Origin of the sequence: Rhodovarius crocodyli (assembly GCF_004005855.1) — a bacterium.
In the GTDB taxonomy this organism is placed as follows: domain Bacteria; phylum Pseudomonadota; class Alphaproteobacteria; order Acetobacterales; family Acetobacteraceae; genus Rhodovarius; species Rhodovarius crocodyli.
Window position 1 is genome coordinate 369,930 of sequence record NZ_SACL01000001.1, and the last position, 17,605, is coordinate 387,534.

A 17,605-nucleotide genomic window follows, 5' to 3' on the forward strand; every position below is an offset into this window, starting at 1 on the left:
GCCATGCGGTCCCGCGGCTTTGCCGCGCCGCAGCACCGGTCCAGACTTCCGCCATGGCCGATATCGACGACGCCCGTGCCGAGGACCGGCGCATCCGCAAGCTGATCGCCGTCTTCGCCATCTCGGCCTTCGCGGCCTCGATGGTGGCGCGCGCGACGGACCCGCTGGTGCTGGCCATCTCCCGCGAGTTCCTGGTGCCGGAGGCGACGGTGGCGCTGCTCGGCTCGGCCTTCGCCCTGCCCTATGCGCTGGTGCAGCCCTTCCTGGGGCCGATCGGCGATGCGCTGGGCAAGAAGCGCATCATCCTGCTGTGCCAGTTCCTGGTGGCGCTGATGGTGCTGGGCTGCGCCATCTCGCCCGCCTTCCTGCCGCTGCTGCTGATGCGCGCGCTGTCGGGTGCCGCCGCCGGCGGCACCATGCCGCTGACGCTGGCGGTGTTCGGCGACGAGGTGCCCGCCGCCAAGCGCCAGGTCGCAATCAGCCGGCTGCTGATGTTCACCATCTGCGGCCAGATCGGCGGCGGCATCACCTCGGCCATACTGGAGCCCCTGCTGGGCTGGCGCGGGGTGCTGCTGCTGTGCGCCGGGCTGACCTTCACGGCCGTCATCATCATGTTCATGGCGCGCAGGCGGGCCCCGGCGGAGCCCATGCAGCCCTTCCGGCCCGGCGAGGCGATGCGGCGCTATGCCACCATCCTGCGGCTGCCGCAGGCGCGCGTGCTGTATCCCGCCGTGGCGCTGGAAGGCGCGCTGATCTTCGGTGCCTTCCCGCATCTGGCGCCCATCCTGCAAAGCCGCGGGCTGGGCGGCACGCAGGAGGCGGGGCTGGCGCTGTCCTGCTTCGGCGCCGGCGGCTTCTTCTACGGGCTGATCGTGACCTGGCTGCTGCGCTATCTGGGCCAGGCCTGGATGGTGCGGCTGGGCGGGCTGATGGGCTTCCTGGCGCTGGTGGGCTTTGCGCTCGCGCCCAGCACGCCGCTGTTCGTGGCCTCCGGCCTCGCGCTCGGCCTCGGCTTCTTCCTGATGCACAACACGTTGCAGGTGCGGGTGCTGGAACTGGCGCCCACCTCGCGCGGGTCGGCCATCGCGCTGCATGCCTTCGGCTTCTTCAGCGGGCAGAGCCTGGGCGCGGCCCTGACCGGGCTCGGCGCCTCGGCCATCGGCTATGTGCCGTGCCTGATCGCGTCCGGGCTGTGCCTGCTGGCGCTGGGCGTGTGGGTGGGGCACACGCCGAAACGGGCCTGACCTCTACTCGGCCGGCGCGGCGAGGCGTGCCCACAGCTCCGGCTTCAGCTCCTCCTCCCGGTTCGGGAAGGCCAGCGCGCAGACCAGCGTGATCATGCCCAGGCACCCCAGCACCACCAGCGTCATGGCCAGGCTGCCGGTCCATTGATGCAGCGTGCCGATCAGCGGCGAGGCGAGCGAGGCGCCCAGGAAGCCGATGGTGAAACGGATGGAATACAGCTTCGCCCGCAGGGGCGGCGCGATATAGCGCGCCATCATCGTCTCATTCACCGTGACCTGGCCGAAGATGGCGGCGGCGACCATGGCGGAGACCGGCAGCACCAGCCAGCCATCCAGGAAGGACAGCAGCAGCAGCCCCGGCACCAGCATCATGGCCAGCGGCATGAACACGCCCTTCAGCGTGCGGCGGTCGATCATGCTGCCCACGGTGAACTGGGTGATGCCGCCGCAGATGGTGGCCGCGAAGGCCAGGAAGGCGATCATCGGCAGCAGATCGGGTGAGGTCGCGACGCGTTCCTCGATCAGCTTGGGCAGCAGCAGGGTGAAGGCGTTGAACACCAGACCGCTGGTGGCCCCCAGCGCCAGCAGCACCACCACGGCGCGGCGCACGATGGGGGCCGGGATCACCGGAAAGGGCTTGGCGCCCGGCAGGCGGGTGCCGTCGAAGGCGGGTTCCCGCGCATACAGCACGCCGATGGCCATGCAGAGGACGCCCGGCGTGATGAAGGCCCAGCGCCAGCCGAACTGCGCCGCGATCACGCCCGTGACCAGCGGGGCCAGCGCCACGCCGATATTGCCGAAGGCGCCGTTGATGCCCATGGCGCGGCCCACCCTGTCACCACCGCATTCGGCGATGATGGCCGTGCCGATCGGGTGATAGATCGCGAGGAACGCGCCCATCCCGCCCAGGCACAGGCCCAGCAGCAGCGGGCTGGTGCACAGCCCGGCCAGGATCATGAACAGCCCGGCGCCGAGGAAGAAGGACGTCATCAGCGCCTTGCGCCCCAGCCGCGCCTGCAGCCAGCCCATGGGCAGCGCCAGCATGCCATAGACCACGAACATGCCCGTCCCGATGGTGATGACGGGGCCATAATCGGCGCCGAACAGGTCGGGCTGCTGATAGACCATGGCCAGGCTGGCCGTGGCCAGCACCAGCAGGGCGTAATGGGTGATGGTGTGGGCGGCGTTGATGAACACCACCTGGCGGGTGACGGCTGACATGAGCGTTTATCCTCTCTGCCGGATGGTATAGCCTGTCCGCATGGCGTCGTCCGGACAAACCCTGTCGCCAGCCGGACAGGCTGCACCGTCTATCGCCCCTCGGCGGGACATCCAACAGGATGCGGTGAACCGGCCACTGGCCGGGTATTCGCATGACTACGCACGCGGGCATGACACCGGCCTGCACCACCATGCCAAGGCGCAGTTGCTGTATGCCACCCAGGGCGCCATGCGGGTGGAGACCGAGACCACCGACTATGTGGTGCCGGCCGGCCGCGCGCTGTGGATGCCCGCGGGTTGGGCGCATCGGGTGCGGATGGCAGGCGCGGTCGCCATGCGCGCGCTGTTCCTGCGCGAGGACGCGGCCCGTGTCGGCCCCGCCGCCCCCACCGCCTTCCCGGTGCCGCCGCTGTTGCGGGAACTGATCCTGGCCGCCTGCGCCATGCCGCTGGAATGGGACGAAGCCGGGCGCGGCGCGCATCTGGCCGCCCTGATCCTGGACGAGATCGCGGGCGCCGTGGCCCTGCCGCTGGGCGTGCCCGCACCCCGCGACGCCCGCCTGCGCCGCCTGGCCGAGACCCTGCGCGCCAACCCCGCCGACGACCGCACCCTGGAACAATGGGGCGAGGCGGTAGGCGCCAGCGGCCGCACCCTGGCGCGGCTGTTCCTGCGCGACACCGGGCTTTCCTTCGCCGGATGGCGACAGGCGCTGCGGCTGGCGGAGGCCTCGGCCCTGCTGGCGGAGGGCATGCCGCCCGCCCGCGTCGCGGCGCGCGTGGGCTATGCCAGCGCGCCCGCCTTCGGCGCCGCCTATCGCACCGCCTTCGGCGTGACGCCGCGCGGGCGCGGCACCATCGGGGCGACCGCCGCTCTAGCCGGGCGGTGACGGGCGGCTAGGATGGCCGCAACGGAGGAAACCATGACCGAGCCACTCGATCCCGGGCATCTGCCCCGCGGCATCCGCACGCGCATCCTGCGCCACGTCAACGGGCTGGACATGCATCTGCTCGAAGCCGGGGAGCAGGGCCGGCCTCTGTTGCTTCTGCTGCACGGCTTTCCTGAGCTCGCCTTCTCCTGGCGCCACGTCATGCTGCCCCTGGCCGAGGCCGGCTATCACGTCGTGGCGCCCGACCAGCGCGGCTATGGCCGCACCACCGGATGGGTCGCTGAGTTCGACGGCGAGATCCAGAGCTTCGGGCCGCTGAACTATGTGCGCGACGCGCTGGCCCTGGTGGCCGCGCTCGGCCATTCGGAGGTAGCGGCCGTCATCGGCCATGATTTCGGGTCGCCGGTCGCGGGCAATTGCGCGCTGTCACGGCCCGACGTCTTCCGCTCCGTGGTGCTGATGAGCGCGCCCTATGGCGGCCCCCGCCCCTGGCCGGTCGGCGAGCAGCGCGCGCCCGAAGCGGCGGCGGGCCTGGCCTCGGGCGGCATGAACGCGGCGCTCGCGGCGCTGGACCCGCCCCGCAAGCACTACCAGTGGTATTATTCGACGCGGGAGGCAAACGCGAACATGTGGCGGGCCGCCCAGGGCCTGCCGGCCTTCATCCGCGCCTATTATCACCACAAAAGCGCGGATTGGGCCGCGAACCGCCCCTATCGCCTGGCCGGCTGGGAAGCGTCCGAGCTCGCGAAGATGCCCACCTACTACATCATGCCGCTGGAGCTGGGCATGGCGGAGACCGTGGCGGCGGAAATGCCCGGCCCCGCGCAGATCGCCGCCAATCATTGGCTGAGCGAGGCGGATCTGGCCGTCTACGCCATGGAATACGGCCGCACCGGCTTCCAGGGGGGCCTGCAATCCTATCGCTGCACCACCAGCGGGCTGGTGGCGGCCGAGATGCGGCTGTTCGCCGGGCGGCGGATCGAGGTGCCCGCCTGCTATATCGCCGGTGCCAGCGACTGGGGCGTGTACCAGAAGCCCGGCGACCTGGAGGCGATGCAGGGCAAGGCCTGCGCCGACCTGCGCGGCTGCCACCTGGTGCCCGGGGCAGGCCATTGGGTGCAGCAGGAGCAGCCCGCCGCCACGGTCGGGCACATCCTGGACTTCATGCGGGGCCAGAAGACGCCTTAGCGAACACCCAGGCGCGGCCACTCGATGGCGGGGCAGCGGTCCTGCACCACCATCACGCCCTGGGCGCGGGCACGGGCGGCGGCGGCCTCGTCCACGATGTCCAGCTGCAGCCACACGGCCTTGGCGCCCAGCGCCGCGGCCTCATCCACCACCGCGCCCGCTTCCTCGCTGCGGCGGAACACGTCCACCATGTCCAGCGCGCCGGCATCGGCCAGGGTCGCCACCACCGTCTGGCCATGGATCTGCTGGCCGGCAAGGCCGGGATTCACCGGCACCACCTCCATCCCGCGCGACAGCAGGAAGCGCATGACGCTGTTGCTGGCGCGCTCGGGCTTCGGGCTCGCGCCCACCAGCGCCACGCGCGGGCGGCGCGCCAGCAGGGCGGCGATCTCGGCATCGGTCGGGTTGGTAGCGGTCATGGCATGAAACTCAGCATGAGGAAGCCGGCCAGGATCATCAGGTGCACCGCGCCTTGCAGCAAGGTGGTGCGCCCATGGGCCAGGGTCAGGATGCTGACCACGAAGGTCAGCGCCAGGATGACGGTGTTCGCGGGGTCCAGGCCCAGCACCAGCCCCTCGCCGTTCCACAGCGCCACGGCCGCCACCACCGGGATGGTCAGGCCGATACAGGCCAGGGCCGAGCCCAGCACCAGGTTCAGCGCCATCTGCACCTGGTTGCGGGCGGCGGCGCGGATGGCCGACACGCCCTCGGGCATCAGCACCAGCAGCGCCACCACCACGCCCACCACCGTATCGGGCGCGCCGATCGCCGCCACCCCTGCCTCCAGCGCCGGCGCCAGCTTCTTGGCCAGCAGCACCACCGCGAGCAGGGAGACGCACATGAGCCCGAAGGCGATGGCGCTGCGCCGGTTGGAGGGCGGGTCCCCCGCCGGATCGATGCCGTGGCCGTGCAGGAAGTCATTGCGGTGCCTGACCGTCATCACGAACAGGAACACGGCGTAGAGCCCCACCGACATCAGGGCCACCATCAGCAGCTGCGACGAATTGAACAGCGCCCCGTCGGTGGAGCGCGTGTGGTTCGGCAGCACCAGCGTCATGGTCGCGATGGTGATGACGACGGACAGGAAGGCGGTGGCGCCGCGGGCCGCGAAACCCTGCTCGAAGTGCCGCGCCCCGCCCAGCACCAGGGCCAGGCCCATCAGCCCGTTCAGGCAGATGATGACGGAGGCGAAGACGGAATCGCGCAGCAGCGTCGGCTGCCCGCCGCCCGACATCAGGGCCAGGATCAGCCCCGTCTCGATCACCGTGATGGCGATGGCCAGCACCAGCGTGCCATAGGGCTCACCCACGCGGGCGGCGACGACCTCGGCATGCAGGACCGCCGCGAAGACGCTGGTGAACAGCGCCACGACCAGCGCGATGCCGAAGATCGAGAGGCCCTGAACCCCCAGAAGCACCAGCAGCAGTCCCGCGGCCGGAACCACCCAGGACCACCAGGGAATATCCTCCCGCACCGCACCGGCCATTCATCTCTCCCCTACGCGACTCGGGCCGCCCACCGGACGAATCCGGAACGCGTTTGTGCCCGGCCCATAACGCGCAACACAAACTGTGGTTGCACGCCCTTCATGACACATGTCAGCGATTCGTTCTCGCGACTCGGATCATTACATTGATTCATCAGGAGATTGAGAAGCCGGGCCGGCCGCGTGTTCCTTTTTCATTCCAGCCCGGCGCCGAGTCGCGTCTTACTCGCTCAACACATAGGTGCAGAAGCGCACCGATCCGTCCGGCTGGACCTCGCGGTACACGCCCTGGATCTCGTTCTCGAAGCCCGGGAACAGGTTCGCGCCGCGTTCGAACACCTTCAGGTAGTCGATCATGGGCTGGCTGGCCTCGGTCAGGCGTTCGCCGGGGATGATGGTGGCGATGCCGGGCGGATAGACCACCCACAGCGTGGCCGCCACCCGCCCGCGCAGCTGGTCCAGCGGCAGGAAATCCACCTTGTTGCGCACCATCTCCTGCACCGCCTCATGCGGGGCCACGGCCATCTCGGGCAGGTGCTCCGCACGGAACTGCCGGCGCTGCAGGTCCGATGTGTTCATCGAGCGGTAGAAGCTGTGCATCTCCGCGCAGAGATCACGCAGGCGGCGCTTGGCGTAGCGGGCCGGGCGCTTGTTCACGAAGGTCGGGATCACGTCCTCCAGCAGCGCGTTCTCGTCATGCAGCTTCTTGAAGGTGACGAGGTGCGACAGCAGCGTGCCGGCCTTGCTGCTCTCCACGCCCGGCGTCAGCAGGAACAGCAGGCTGTTGAGGTCGTTCTTCTCCGGCACGATGCGGTTCTGGCGCAGATATTCGGCCACCACCGGGGCGGGAATGCCGTGGTCGGCATATTCGCCCGTCGCGCGGTTGAAGCCGGGCGTCAGCAACGTCAGCTTGTTGGGGTCCGTCATGGCAAAGCCCTGCGGCACGCCATGGAAGCCGTGCCAGCGGTCCCCGGCCTTGATCTCCCAGCAGTTGGGGTCGCTCGCCAGCCGGTCGGTCGGCACGTCCTCCCAGGGGGTGTTGTCCACCTGCTCGGGCACGAAGGGCTCGAAGAACCAGTGGCGCGCGGGGTCGCGCTCCTTCTCGCCGATCTCACGCTTGATGGCGCGCAGCTTCTTCCGCAGCTCGATGCCCAGGCGAATGGTGTCGTCCCACAGCACCTCGCCCGACTTGCCCTTCATCATCTGCGCGCCGACGTCCAGCGAGGCGAACAGCGGATAGAACGGGCTGGTCGAGGCGTGCAGCAGGAACATCTCGTTGAAGCGGTGGTGGTTCAGCTGCCGCCGCTGGCCCTTGAGATGGCTGTCGCGCACATGGATCTGGCTGGCCTGGGAGAAGCTGGCCAGCTGCTTGTGGGTGGACTGCGTGACGAAGATGCCCGGGCTGTTCTCGTCCAGCTTCAGCCCCATGCCGAAGCGGCCCTTGAACAGCGGGTGGAACTTCATGAAGCCCGCCCAGGCCTCGTCGAACAGGATGTAGTCACACAGGTGGCCGATGCGGGCCAGGATCTCCTCGGCGGAGTAGATCGTGCCGTCATAGGTGCACTGTTCGATCACGGCGCAGCGGAAGGGGCGCGGCCGGTCGGCCAGCGACTTGTCCTCGATCAGCGGGTTGTCGCGGATGGACTGGCGCAGACGCTGCTCGTCCAGCGCATCGGCGAACATGGGGCCGATAAGCCCGTGCGGGTTGCGGTCGGTTTCGATGAAGACCGGGATGGCGCCGCCCAGGATCAGTGCGCCGTGGTTGGCGGCCTTGTGGTTGTTGCGGTCGAACAGCACCAGGTCGCCCTCGGCCAGCAGGGCCTGCAGGACGATCTTGTTGGACGAGGAAGTGCCGTTGAGGACGAAATAGGTGCGCTCCGCGCCGAAGATCTTGGCCGCTTCCCGCTCGGCGGCGAGCGCCGGCCCTTCATGCGTCAGCAGGTCACCCAGCTGGAGCACGGAATTGTCCAGGTCGTCGCGGAACACCGCCTCGCCCAGATGCTCGACGAAGATGCGGCCGATCGGGCTGCGGCGGTAGAACACGCCGCCATTATGGCCCGGGCAGGTCCAGAGCTGGTTGCCTTCCTCGGCATAGTCCACCAGGCGCCCGAAGAAGGGCGTCTTCAACGAGTCGGCATACTGGCGCAGCCGGCTGATCAGGTTCTTGGCGATGAAGTCGGGCGTTTCTTCCGCGAGGAAGATGTAGCCGTCCACATCGTCCAGCACCTCCACCGGGATGTCCTGCAGCCGGTGGCGGCGGACCAGCACGATGATCGGCACTTCGAGGCCGCGCTTGCGGATCAGCGAGATCAGGGCCGCGGATTTGCCCTGCAGCCCCTTCTTGCCCCAATCCACCACCACGCAGCCGATGGCGGCATCGGTGCGGACCACCAGCTCGGCGTCGTCATCCCGGCGGGCGCGGGCGACCTGATAGCCGTCCTGCTCGATCTCCTGGATGATGTCGCGCAGCCGCGCCCCTTCGAGGTCGCTCTCGTCGAAGGCGGGGGCGCAGACCAGGAACTTGAAGCGGCGCGAGTATTCCATCGAAGTCCTTCCGACAAACGAGCCGTAATTGGCGGCAGGTGGCGGGGAGGGCAATCGCCAGCGTTGGAATATGCACCGAATGTCACCGGCTTGTAGCGTAGGGCAGCCATGCTGCGCGGCGCACCGGCCCGGCAACCATTCAAATGAACGATTGCCCGGCGTAGAATGGCTGCCGTAAAGGTCTGAGAAACAACAATGTCGGCTGCCTGCACAGCAGGGGCCGCGGAGGACCGCCACAATGCGCATGATCGCAGCCGCCCTGCTCGCCTCGGCAACGGTGCTGGCCACCACCGGCCACGCCCAACAGATGGCCGCCGTCGTGGTGGTCAATGAATGCCCGCAGCGGCTCTCTCTGCTGGTCAGCGCCGTGCCGGAGAACGGCAACCGCCAGACCTTCGGCTGGTTCAACCTGCCCGCCCGCAGCAACCAGAACCTGTTCCTGGCCGATGGCAGCTGGCTGCAGCACAACACGCAGATGCCCTTCTACATCTACGCGACCAATGCCGATGACAGCACGACCTGGTCGGACAACGACCTGCGCGTGGTGTGGCAGAACCGCAGCTACAACATGCAGCAGCGCAACCTGGCACCGGTCGAAGGCACCGGCCCCTTCGCGGTGCGGGCGCTGACCTTCGCCTGCTGAGGCTCAGCCCCGGCCGCGATAGCCGGGGACGCCCTGCTCGGGGATCCACACGCCCTTCGGCGGCTCGCCCGTCTGCCAGAACACGTCGATGGGCATGCCGCCGCGCGGATACCAGTAGCCGCCGATCCGCAGCCAGCGCGGCGACAGCAGCTCCTTGATGCGCAGCCCGATATCCATCGTGCAGGCCTCATGGAACGACCCGTGGTTGCGGAAGGAACCGAGGTAGAGCTTGAGCGACTTGCTCTCCACGATCCATTTGCGCGGCACGTAGTCGATAACCAGATGCGCGAAATCCGGCTGGCCGGTCAGCGGGCACAGGCTGGTGAACTCCGGCGCCGCGAAGCGGATGCAGTAGGATTGGTCCGGATGCGGATTGGGCACGCGCTCCAGCACCGCCTGGTCGGGGCTGGCCGGCAGGCTGGTGGCGTGGCCGAGCTGGGTGAGGCCCTCGGTCTCGGTCGCGGTCGATTTCTTGCTCATGCGGGTGTGCTCCAGCCGGCGCGGATGGCGGCGGCTTCCTCGGCGAAGCGGCCCGCCAGGATCGCCGCGCGCAGCCGCGCCATCAGTTGCTGATAGTAGCGGATGTTGTGCCAGGTCAGCAGGATCGGCCCCAGCATCTCCTGCGACTTGATCAGGTGATGGATATAGGCGCGGCTGTGGCGCGTGCAGGCGGGGCAGTCGCAGGCCGGGTCCAGCGCGCTGCCGTCGTCGCAATGCCGGGCGTTGCGCATGTTCAGCACGCCCTGGCTGGTATAGGCGCGGCCCATCCGGCCGGAGCGCGTGGGGATCACGCAGTCGAACATGTCGATGCCGCGCGCGACGGCGCCGATGATGTCGTCCGGCGTGCCGACGCCCATCAGGTAGCGCGGCTTGTCCTGCGGCATCAGGGGGGTGGTCACGTCCAGCGTGGCGAACATCGCCTCCTGGCCCTCACCCACCGCGAGCCCGCCCACGGCATAGCCCTCGAAGCCGATATCGGTCAGCGCCTTCACGCTCTCGGCGCGCAGATCGGCATAGGTGCTGCCCTGGACGATGCCGAACAGACCATAGCCCTCACGCGGGACGAAGGCGCGGCGGCCGCGCTCGGCCCAGGCCATGGACAGTCGCATGGATTTCGCGGCCACCTCATGCGTCGCCGGGTGGGGCGTGCATTCGTCGAAGCTCATGGTGATGTCGGCGTCCAGCAGGTGCTGGATCTCGATGGAGCGCTCCGGCGTCAGCCGGTGTTTGGAGCCGTCGATGTGCGACTGGAAGGTCACGCCGTCCTTGTCCATCTTCCGCAGCGCCGACAGGCTCATGACCTGAAAGCCGCCGGAATCGGTCAGGATCGGGCCCTGCCAGTCCATCATCCTGTGCAGCCCGCCCAGGCGCGCCACGCGCTCCGCCCCCGGGCGCAGCATCAGGTGATAGGTGTTGCCGAGGACGATGCGCGCGCCGGTGCTGCGCACGGCATCCGCCGTCATGCCCTTCACCGTGCCCGCGGTGCCGACCGGCATGAAGACGGGCGTCTGCACCTCTCCATGCGCGGTGTGCAGCGTGCCGGCACGGGCGGCGCCATCGGTGGCGGTGAGGCTGTAAGAGAGGGTCATGCGCGGGCCCAGAGCGAGGAATCGCCGTAGGAGGTGAAGCGGTACGGCCCCGCCAGCGCATGCGCATAGACGGCGCGCATGTGATCGAGGCCCGCGAAACCCGCCACCAGCATCATCAGCGTGGATTTCGGCAGATGGAAATTGGTCATCAGCAGGTCGGCGGTGGTGAAGCGATGGCCGGGCAGCAGGAAGATGCTGGTCAGCCCGTCGAAGGGCCGCACGGGCTGCGCGATATCCCCGGTCGCCGCCGTTTCCAGCAGGCGCAGCACGGTGGTGCCCACGGCCACGATGCGCCGGCCCCGGGCGCGGGTCTCGTTGATCAGCGCGGCGGTCTCGGGCGTGATCTGCCCCCATTCGGCATGCATCTTGTGCTCGGCCGGGTTGTCGCCGCGCAGCGGCAGGAAGGTGCCGGCGCCGACATGCAGGGTCAGGGTGGCGCGGCGCACGCCGCGAGCCTCCAGCGCCTCGATCAACCGGGGCGTGAAGTGAAGGCTGGCCGTGGGGGCCGCGACCGCGCCCGGGCGATCGGCGAACAGCGTCTGGTAATCGGCCTCGTCCTCGGGGCCGGCGGCGCGCTGGATATAGGGCGGCAGGGGAATCTCGCCGGCCTGGTCCAGGGCCGCGGCCAGCGCGGCCTCATCCGGGCCGAAGTCGAGACGCACCGCGCCCTCGGCCGGGTCTTCCACCACGCGGGCGGTGATGGGGGCGCCCTCGATCTCCACGGTGTCTCCGGCCTTCAGGCGGCGGGCGTTGCGCACCAGCGCATGCCAGATGCCGTTCCCCTCGGCGCGGTTCAGCATGATCTCGACGCGGGCCTGGCCGCGCCGGGCGGTCAGGCGCGCCGGGATCACGCGGGTGTCGTTCACCACCAGCAGGTCGCCCGGCTCCAGCAGGGCGGGCAGGTCCAGCACGCCGCGATCCACCAGCGCGGGCGCGCGCGCATCCAGCAGCAGCGCCGCGTCGCGCGGGCGGGCGGGGTGCTGGGCGATGCGGTCATCCGGCAGCGGATAGTCGAAATCGGCGGCGGTCAGGGTCATGGGCGGCCCCATATGCGCGAAAGCGGCCTCTGTTGGAACCGCATGTGTCACATGGTTCCCCCGACCGGCGCGGGGTTCACTGCCTCGGCCAGCCAATCGAGCAGCGCGCGCAGGGCGGCAGGCCGATAGCGGTTGGGGGCGGTCAGGGCGATGATGCGGTCCGGCAGGCGCAGCAGCGCGTGGCCGGGCAGCAGTTCCACCAGTTCACCGCGCGCCAGCGCCCCCGCCACGGCGTAATGCGGCAGGGCGCCGAACCCTGCCCCTGCGACCAGCGCCGAGAGCAGGAAATTGAAGTCCTCAGACGCGATGCGCGGCACCAGCGCGACCGGCGCACCGCCCGAGAGCGCCAGCGTATAGCGCCGGCTGTCCATCGGCGGCGGGGCGACCAGGTGGTGCTCCAGCAGATCCTCGGGCCGCTCGATCCGGCGGCCGGCCAGGTATTCCGGTGCTGCGCACAGCTTCCAGGCCACCTGCCCCAGCAGCCTCGCCACCTGGTCATCCGGCGGGTCCGCGATGATACGCACCGCCACATCCAGCGGCGCGCCCTGCAGATCGGGCACGCGGTTGTTGAAGGCCACGCTCAGCGTCACCTGCGGGTGCGCCTTGGCGAAATCCAGCAAGGCCGGGCCCAGCAGCATCCGCCCCAGCCCGGTGGGCACGCTGATGCGCAGATGCCCGCGCAGGGTGCGGCCCAGCCCCTCCACGCTGGCCCAGGCCGCCTCGGCCTCCCGCAGCATGTTGTTGGCGTGTTCCAGGAAGGCGATGCCGGCGGAGCTCAGCTCCACCCGCCGCGTCGTCCGGCGCAGCAGCTGCGTGCCCAGGCTGCGCTCCAGCTGCTGCAAGCCGCGGCTGACGGCGGACCGCGAGGTGCCTAGCCGCCGCGCGGCCTCGGCAAGCCCCTGGGCCTCCACGATTTCCACGAAGAGGCGGACCAGGTTCAGGTCCATTGTCCCGTTCATCGCAACATACTGGTGACAAACCAATGAATTGTCGATGCAGGCGGGTTGGTGCAGCTTTGCTTCAAAGTTAGGGAAGGAAGCGGGAATGTTCCGCAGCGATCTGTTCGCGGGCCAGCATGTGCTGGTGACCGGCGGCGGCACGGGCCTCGGCCGTGCCATGGCCGAACGCCTGCTGGCGCTGGGCGCCACCGTCGAGATCTGGGGCCGCCGCGGCCCCGTGCTGGAACAGGCCGCGGCCGAGATGGGCCCCGGCTGCTTCTGGCGCGCGGTGGACATCCGCGATGCCGATGCCATCGACGCTGCCGTGGCCGAAAGCTGGGCCGCCGGCCGCCCCTATACCCGCCTGATCAACAACGCCGCCGGCAATTTCGTCAGCCGCACGGAGGACCTCTCCCACCGCGCCTTCCGCGCCATCGCGGACATCGTGTTCCACGGCACTTTCAACGTGACCAACGCCGTGGGCCGCCGCTGGATCGCGGAGAAGACGGGCGGCGCGGTGCTGTCCATCGTCGTCACCTGGGTCTGGACCGGCTCGCCCTTCGTGGTGCCCTCCGCCATGTCCAAGGCCGGGGTGGATGCGATGACGAAGTCGCTGGCGGTCGAATGGGGCCGCCACGGCATCCGGCTGAACGGCATCGCCCCCGGCGTGATCCCGACCGAGGGCGCGGGCTCCCGCCTGCGCCCCGGCGACCGGCGAGAGGACCAGATGGCCACCCGCAACCCGCTCGGCCGCGTGGGCTCGCTGGAGGAGATCGGCGACCTGGCCGCCTTCCTGCTCGCCCCCTCCAGCGGCTGGATCAACGGCCAGACGGTCGCGCTGGATGGCGGCGACTGGCTGGCGAACGGTGCCTATTTCACCGAGTATCTCGGCTGGGGCGATGAGGAATGGACCGCAGCGCGCGCGCGCATCCGCGAACGCGACGCCGCAGACCGCGCCCAACGATAAAAAAAGGGAAACACCATGATCACTCGCCGCATTGCGCTGGGGGTGGCCGCCGCCGCCCTGGCGACCCCGGCCCTGGCCCAGGACAACTGGCCGAGCCGCCCCATCCGCCTCGTCGTGCCCTATGCGCCCGGCGGCACCACCGACCTGCTGGGCCGCTTCGTGGCCGAGCGCGTGGGCCGCGAGATCGGCCAGACCGTGGTGGTCGAGAACCGCCCCGGCGCCAACACCATTATCGGCAGCCAGGCCGTGGCCCAGGCGCAGGGCGACGGCTACACGCTGCTCATGGCCTCCGGCGCCAGCATGGTCATCAACCCCATGCTGTACCGCCGCCTGCCCTATAACCCCGACCAGGACCTGACGCTGCTGGCCGCGCTGGTGGACACGCCCTTGGCCATGGTCGTGCCGCCCAGCCTGCCGGCGCAGAACCTTCAGGAATTCGTCGCACTCGCCAAGCGCGGCGGGGTCAATTCCGCCTCCGTCGGCATCGGCAACCCCATCCACCTGGCGGCCGAGATGTTCAGCATCGCCGCCGGGGTGGAACTGACCAATGTGGTCTATCCCGGCAGCACCCCGGCGCTGACGGCCCTGATGGCAGGCGATGTGCAGGTGATGTTCGACGTCATCCTCACCTCCCTGCCCTTCATCCAGTCCGGCCGGCTGCGCTGCCTGGCCGTGACGACGAAGGAGCGCGTGCCCGCCCTGCGCGACACGCCCACCATCGCGGAACAGGGCTTCCCGGGCTATGAGGCGGGCACATGGTTCGGCGTGGCCGCACCCCGCTCGGTGCCCAAGCCCATCACTGACAAGCTGCGCGACGGGCTGGCCGCCGTGCAGCGTGACAGCGCCTTCCACGAGCGTTTCGGCACGCTGGGCCTGGTGATCCAGCCGGTTCGGGACGAGGCGGCGCTGGGGCAGATGATCGAGGCGGAGCGCAACCGCTGGTCCGGCATCATCCGCAGCCGCAACATCACGCTGGACTGATCACCCTGGATCGGCGCGCCGGAAATAGGGGCTGCGGCCGATCATCTGCTCGCCGATCGCCAGGACCGCGTCCAGCCCCGGGCCGCGCACGCTGTCCTGGTGCGCGGCGCAGATGACCAGCGGCCGCAGCTCCGGCCGCGCGCGATAGGGGCGCACAAGCCCCGCCTGCAACTCGTAGCCGGCGGTGCCCAGCGGCACGATGCCCATCCCCACCCCGCCAGCGATCAGCCGCAGCACGGTCGCCATGTCGTTGCAGGTGGCGACTTCGGGCATGCGCAGCCCCTCCTGCGCGAACCATTCCTGGGTGATGGCATCCAGCGGGGATGGCGAGGGCAGGGTGATCAGCCGCGTGCCCAGCAGGTCCGCCGGGCGCAGGGTCTCCTGCGGCAGGGGCTTGGCGGGGCTGCCCATCCAGACCACGTCGCACAGCGCCACCCGCCGCATGCGGACATGGCGCTCCACCACCTCCTCCGCCATGAAGGCCACGTCCAGCTCCCGCGCATCCAGCATGCGCGCCAGGCGGGAGCTGTTCTGCACCTGCAAGGCCACGCCCAGCCGGGGATAGCGTGCCTCCAGCGCCGCCAGGATGGCCGGCAGGCACGACAGCGCCACCGCATTGCTGGCGCCGAGCCTCAGCGTGCCGGTCAGCGGATCGCCGGAGGACAGGCGCCGCTCCATCTCATGCAGCATGTCCAGCCCGCGCTCGGCATAGCGCAGCACCGTCTCGCCCGCCTCCGTCAGCTGGGCCGCGCCGCCGCCGCGCCGGAACACGGCATGGCCCAGCGCCATCTCCAGCTCCCGAACACGCTGGCTGATGGAGGGCTGGGTGATGCCCAGCTGCGCCGCCGCCGCATGGAAACTGCCCAGGCGGGCAATCCAGGTCACGGCTTCCAACTGGGCGAGGGTGTAGCGCGGCATCGGAAATACCTATCAAACCCTGCCGGAATTTCCAGTTTGATCAGGAAAAACCGATTGCCCTAGCCTGCGCGGCAGGAGAAGCCAGATGCCAGAAACGTCCACCGCCGGAATGGGCGGCGTCGATACGCACGCGCACGTCATGCGCCGGGGCCTTGCCCTGTCCGCCGAGCGCCATTCCGAACCCGCCCGCGATGTGGAGCCCGAGGAGTTCATCGCGATCCTCGACGCCCATGGGCTGGGCTACGGCGTGCTGACCGCGCCCAGCTTCTATGGCTTCGACAATTCCGTGCTGCTGGAGGCGCTGGCCAAATTCCCCACCCGCCTGCGCGGCACCGCCAATGTGGCCCCCGGCGCGACGGTGGGCGAGTTGGCCGCGCTGAAGGCACAGGGCATCGCGGGCATCCGCCTGAACTGGACGAAGAAGGCGGCGCGCCCCGACGCGGGCAGCCCCGAATACCGCGCCCTGTTCGCCGCCGCGCGTGAGGCCGGGCTGCATCTGGAGATCTTCCTCGAAGGCCCCCTGCTGCCGACCTTGCTGCCCCATGCGCTGGACAGCGGCGTGGACATCGTGCTGGACCATTTCGCCGCCCCCGACCCGGCGCTGGGCGTGAACTGCCCGGGCTTCCGCGCCGTTCTGGCGGCGCTGGAGACCGGCCGATGCTGGGTGAAGCTCTCGGCCCCCTACCGCCTGGGCGGGCAGGACCCCGCCGTGCTGGCCCAGGCCATGCTGGCCGCCGGCGGCGCCGGGCACCTGCTCTGGGCCAGCGACTGGCCCTGGATCTCGCATGAGGAAGGCCGCAGCTATGCCGGCTGCCTGGCCGATCTGGCGGAATGGGTCCCGGATCCGGCCCAGCGCCGCACCATCCTGGTCGACACGCCCAAGGCGCTGTTCGGCTTCCGATAACTTCGCACATGCAGCATGGCGCCGACCGGCGCCCAACATCGGGGGCCCCCACGCCCCTGTCCTGGAGGACACCATGAACCAGCTTTCCCGCCGTGCCCTGCTGGCCGGCCTGGCCGCCGCGCCTGTCGCCGCCACCGCCCAGCCGGCCTGGCGCCCGACGCGCCCCGTGCGCCTCATCGCGCCCTATACCCCGGGTGGCGGTGCCGACACGCTGGCCCGCCTGCTGGCCCAGCCCATGAGCGAGATCCTGGGCCAGCCCTTCGTGGTCGAGAACCGGCCCGGCGCGGGCGGCTCCATCGGCGCCGGGGAGGTTGCGAAGGCCGCCCCGGACGGCCACACCCTGATGTGCGATGCCTCGGCCCATGTGGTGAACCCGGCCGTGCTGCGGGACCTGCCCTTCGACTACCGCACCGCGTTTTCCTACATCAGCCAGGTCTCGGTGATCCCGATGATCGTGCTGGTGCCGGCGAGTTCGCCCGCCAACACCCTGGCCGAGCTGATCGACATGCTGAAGCGTGAGCCCGGCCTGCCCTATGGCTCGGCCGGCAACGCCACCGCGCCGCACATGGCCACCGTGCTGATGCTGGCCCGCGCCGGGGTGCAGGCGACGCATGTGCCCTATCGCGGCGGCTCCGCCGCCCTGCCGGACCTGCTGGCCGGTGCGCTGTCCTTCACCCTGGGCACGGTGCCCTACTCAGTGGAGCTGATCCGCAACCGCCGTGTGAAGGCGCTGGCCGTGACCTCGGCCACGCGCGTGTCCTCCGTGCCCGATGTGCCGACCATCGCCGAGAGCGGCTACCCCGGCTACGAGTTGAACGAGTGGAACGGCCTGTATGGCCCCGCCGGCCTGCCCGCGCCCGCCGTGCAGGCGATCTACCAGGCGGCCAAGACCGCCCTGGACGACCCGCGCGTGAAGGACCGCCTGGGTGCGCTGGGCGCCATCGGCCTGGGCAGCGACCCCGCCACCTTCACCCGCTTCGTGACCGAGCAGCGGGACCTGATGGCCCGGCTGGTGCGCGAGAACAACATCGCGGCCGAGTGACCCCGAAGGGGGGCCAT

The 17,605-nt window shown here is 69.9% G+C and carries 17 protein-coding genes; 8 read left to right on the top strand and 9 right to left on the bottom strand.

Annotated features, from left to right (window positions below; all coding sequences use genetic code 11):
• Window positions 1-53 precede the first annotated feature (53 nt).
• Entirely contained in the window at window positions 54-1,244 is a 1,191-nt protein-coding gene (locus tag EOD42_RS01735) for an MFS transporter (protein ID WP_164867738.1), read from the top strand.
• 3 nt (window positions 1,245-1,247) lie between these two features.
• Here the strand turns inward: EOD42_RS01735 and EOD42_RS01740 are convergent, their stop codons facing one another.
• Window positions 1,248-2,465 (bottom strand): MFS transporter, encoded by a 1,218-nt coding sequence (locus EOD42_RS01740; RefSeq protein WP_127785331.1) that lies wholly within the window; start codon window positions 2,463-2,465, stop codon window positions 1,248-1,250.
• 124 nt (window positions 2,466-2,589) lie between these two features.
• Here EOD42_RS01740 and EOD42_RS01745 point away from each other — a divergent pair, with 124 nt between their 5' ends.
• Complete coding sequence (locus tag EOD42_RS01745) at window positions 2,590-3,351, top strand: AraC family transcriptional regulator (RefSeq protein ID WP_240654766.1); 762 nt, start codon at window positions 2,590-2,592, stop codon at window positions 3,349-3,351.
• A gap of 33 nt (window positions 3,352-3,384) precedes the next feature.
• Window positions 3,385-4,539, top strand: coding sequence for an alpha/beta fold hydrolase (locus EOD42_RS01750; RefSeq protein ID WP_127785333.1), 1,155 nt, complete (start codon window positions 3,385-3,387; stop codon window positions 4,537-4,539).
• Here the strand turns inward: EOD42_RS01750 and EOD42_RS01755 are convergent.
• The 3 genes from EOD42_RS01755 to speC all read right to left on the bottom strand — a co-directional run bounded on the left by EOD42_RS01755 (window position 4,536) and on the right by speC (window position 8,569).
• Window positions 4,536-4,958 carry a CoA-binding protein gene (locus EOD42_RS01755; protein ID WP_127785334.1) on the bottom strand — a complete coding sequence of 141 codons (423 nt, stop codon included), beginning with the start codon at window positions 4,956-4,958 and terminating at the stop codon, window positions 4,536-4,538. The genes EOD42_RS01750 and EOD42_RS01755 overlap by 4 nt on opposite strands.
• Window positions 4,955-6,025 carry a calcium:proton antiporter gene (locus tag EOD42_RS01760; protein WP_127785335.1) on the bottom strand — a complete coding sequence of 357 codons (1,071 nt, stop codon included), beginning with the start codon at window positions 6,023-6,025 and terminating at the stop codon, window positions 4,955-4,957. Before EOD42_RS01760 ends, EOD42_RS01755 begins: the two co-directional genes overlap by 4 nt.
• A 222-nt stretch (window positions 6,026-6,247) precedes the next feature.
• The gene (speC, locus tag EOD42_RS01765) at window positions 6,248-8,569 is read right to left on the bottom strand and encodes an ornithine decarboxylase (protein ID WP_127785336.1); all 2,322 of its coding nucleotides are present in this window, start codon (window positions 8,567-8,569) and stop codon (window positions 6,248-6,250) included.
• Window positions 8,570-8,807: 238 nt separating this feature from the next.
• Between speC and EOD42_RS01770 the strand changes: the two genes are divergently transcribed.
• Window positions 8,808-9,212, top strand: a complete 405-nt coding sequence (locus EOD42_RS01770) for a hypothetical protein (protein WP_127785337.1) — start codon at window positions 8,808-8,810, stop codon at window positions 9,210-9,212.
• A gap of 3 nt (window positions 9,213-9,215) precedes the next feature.
• On the opposite strand, the gene queF is transcribed toward EOD42_RS01770, so the two are convergent.
• Genes queF through EOD42_RS01790 form a run of 4 tightly spaced genes read right to left on the bottom strand, consistent with a single transcriptional unit; the run spans window position 9,216 to window position 12,797 of the window.
• On the bottom strand, window positions 9,216-9,692 hold the full coding sequence (queF, locus tag EOD42_RS01775) for a preQ(1) synthase (protein WP_127785338.1): 477 nt from the start codon (window positions 9,690-9,692) through the stop codon (window positions 9,216-9,218).
• Entirely contained in the window at window positions 9,689-10,801 is a 1,113-nt protein-coding gene (tgt, locus tag EOD42_RS01780) for a tRNA guanosine(34) transglycosylase Tgt (protein ID WP_127785339.1), read from the bottom strand. Before tgt ends, queF begins: the two co-directional genes overlap by 4 nt.
• The gene (gene queA / locus EOD42_RS01785) at window positions 10,798-11,838 is read right to left on the bottom strand and encodes a tRNA preQ1(34) S-adenosylmethionine ribosyltransferase-isomerase QueA (protein WP_127785340.1); all 1,041 of its coding nucleotides are present in this window, start codon (window positions 11,836-11,838) and stop codon (window positions 10,798-10,800) included. The genes tgt and queA overlap by 4 nt, the downstream gene beginning before the upstream one ends.
• A gap of 47 nt (window positions 11,839-11,885) precedes the next feature.
• Entirely contained in the window at window positions 11,886-12,797 is a 912-nt protein-coding gene (locus tag EOD42_RS01790) for a LysR family transcriptional regulator (protein WP_164867739.1), read from the bottom strand.
• A gap of 85 nt (window positions 12,798-12,882) precedes the next feature.
• Between EOD42_RS01790 and EOD42_RS01795 the strand changes: the two genes are divergently transcribed.
• Complete coding sequence (locus tag EOD42_RS01795) at window positions 12,883-13,743, top strand: SDR family oxidoreductase (RefSeq protein ID WP_127785342.1); 861 nt, start codon at window positions 12,883-12,885, stop codon at window positions 13,741-13,743.
• Window positions 13,744-13,758: 15 nt separating this feature from the next.
• Entirely contained in the window at window positions 13,759-14,724 is a 966-nt protein-coding gene (locus EOD42_RS01800) for a Bug family tripartite tricarboxylate transporter substrate binding protein (RefSeq protein WP_127785343.1), read from the top strand.
• Here EOD42_RS01800 and EOD42_RS01805 read toward each other — a convergent pair whose 3' ends face one another.
• Window positions 14,725-15,642 (bottom strand): LysR family transcriptional regulator, encoded by a 918-nt coding sequence (locus tag EOD42_RS01805; RefSeq protein ID WP_127785344.1) that lies wholly within the window; start codon window positions 15,640-15,642, stop codon window positions 14,725-14,727.
• A gap of 85 nt (window positions 15,643-15,727) precedes the next feature.
• Here EOD42_RS01805 and EOD42_RS01810 point away from each other — a divergent pair, with 85 nt between their 5' ends.
• Window positions 15,728-16,546, top strand: coding sequence for an amidohydrolase family protein (locus EOD42_RS01810; RefSeq protein WP_127785345.1), 819 nt, complete (start codon window positions 15,728-15,730; stop codon window positions 16,544-16,546).
• A gap of 73 nt (window positions 16,547-16,619) precedes the next feature.
• Window positions 16,620-17,588, top strand: a complete 969-nt coding sequence (locus EOD42_RS01815; protein WP_127785346.1) for a tripartite tricarboxylate transporter substrate binding protein — start codon at window positions 16,620-16,622, stop codon at window positions 17,586-17,588.
• Window positions 17,589-17,605 lie beyond the last annotated feature (17 nt).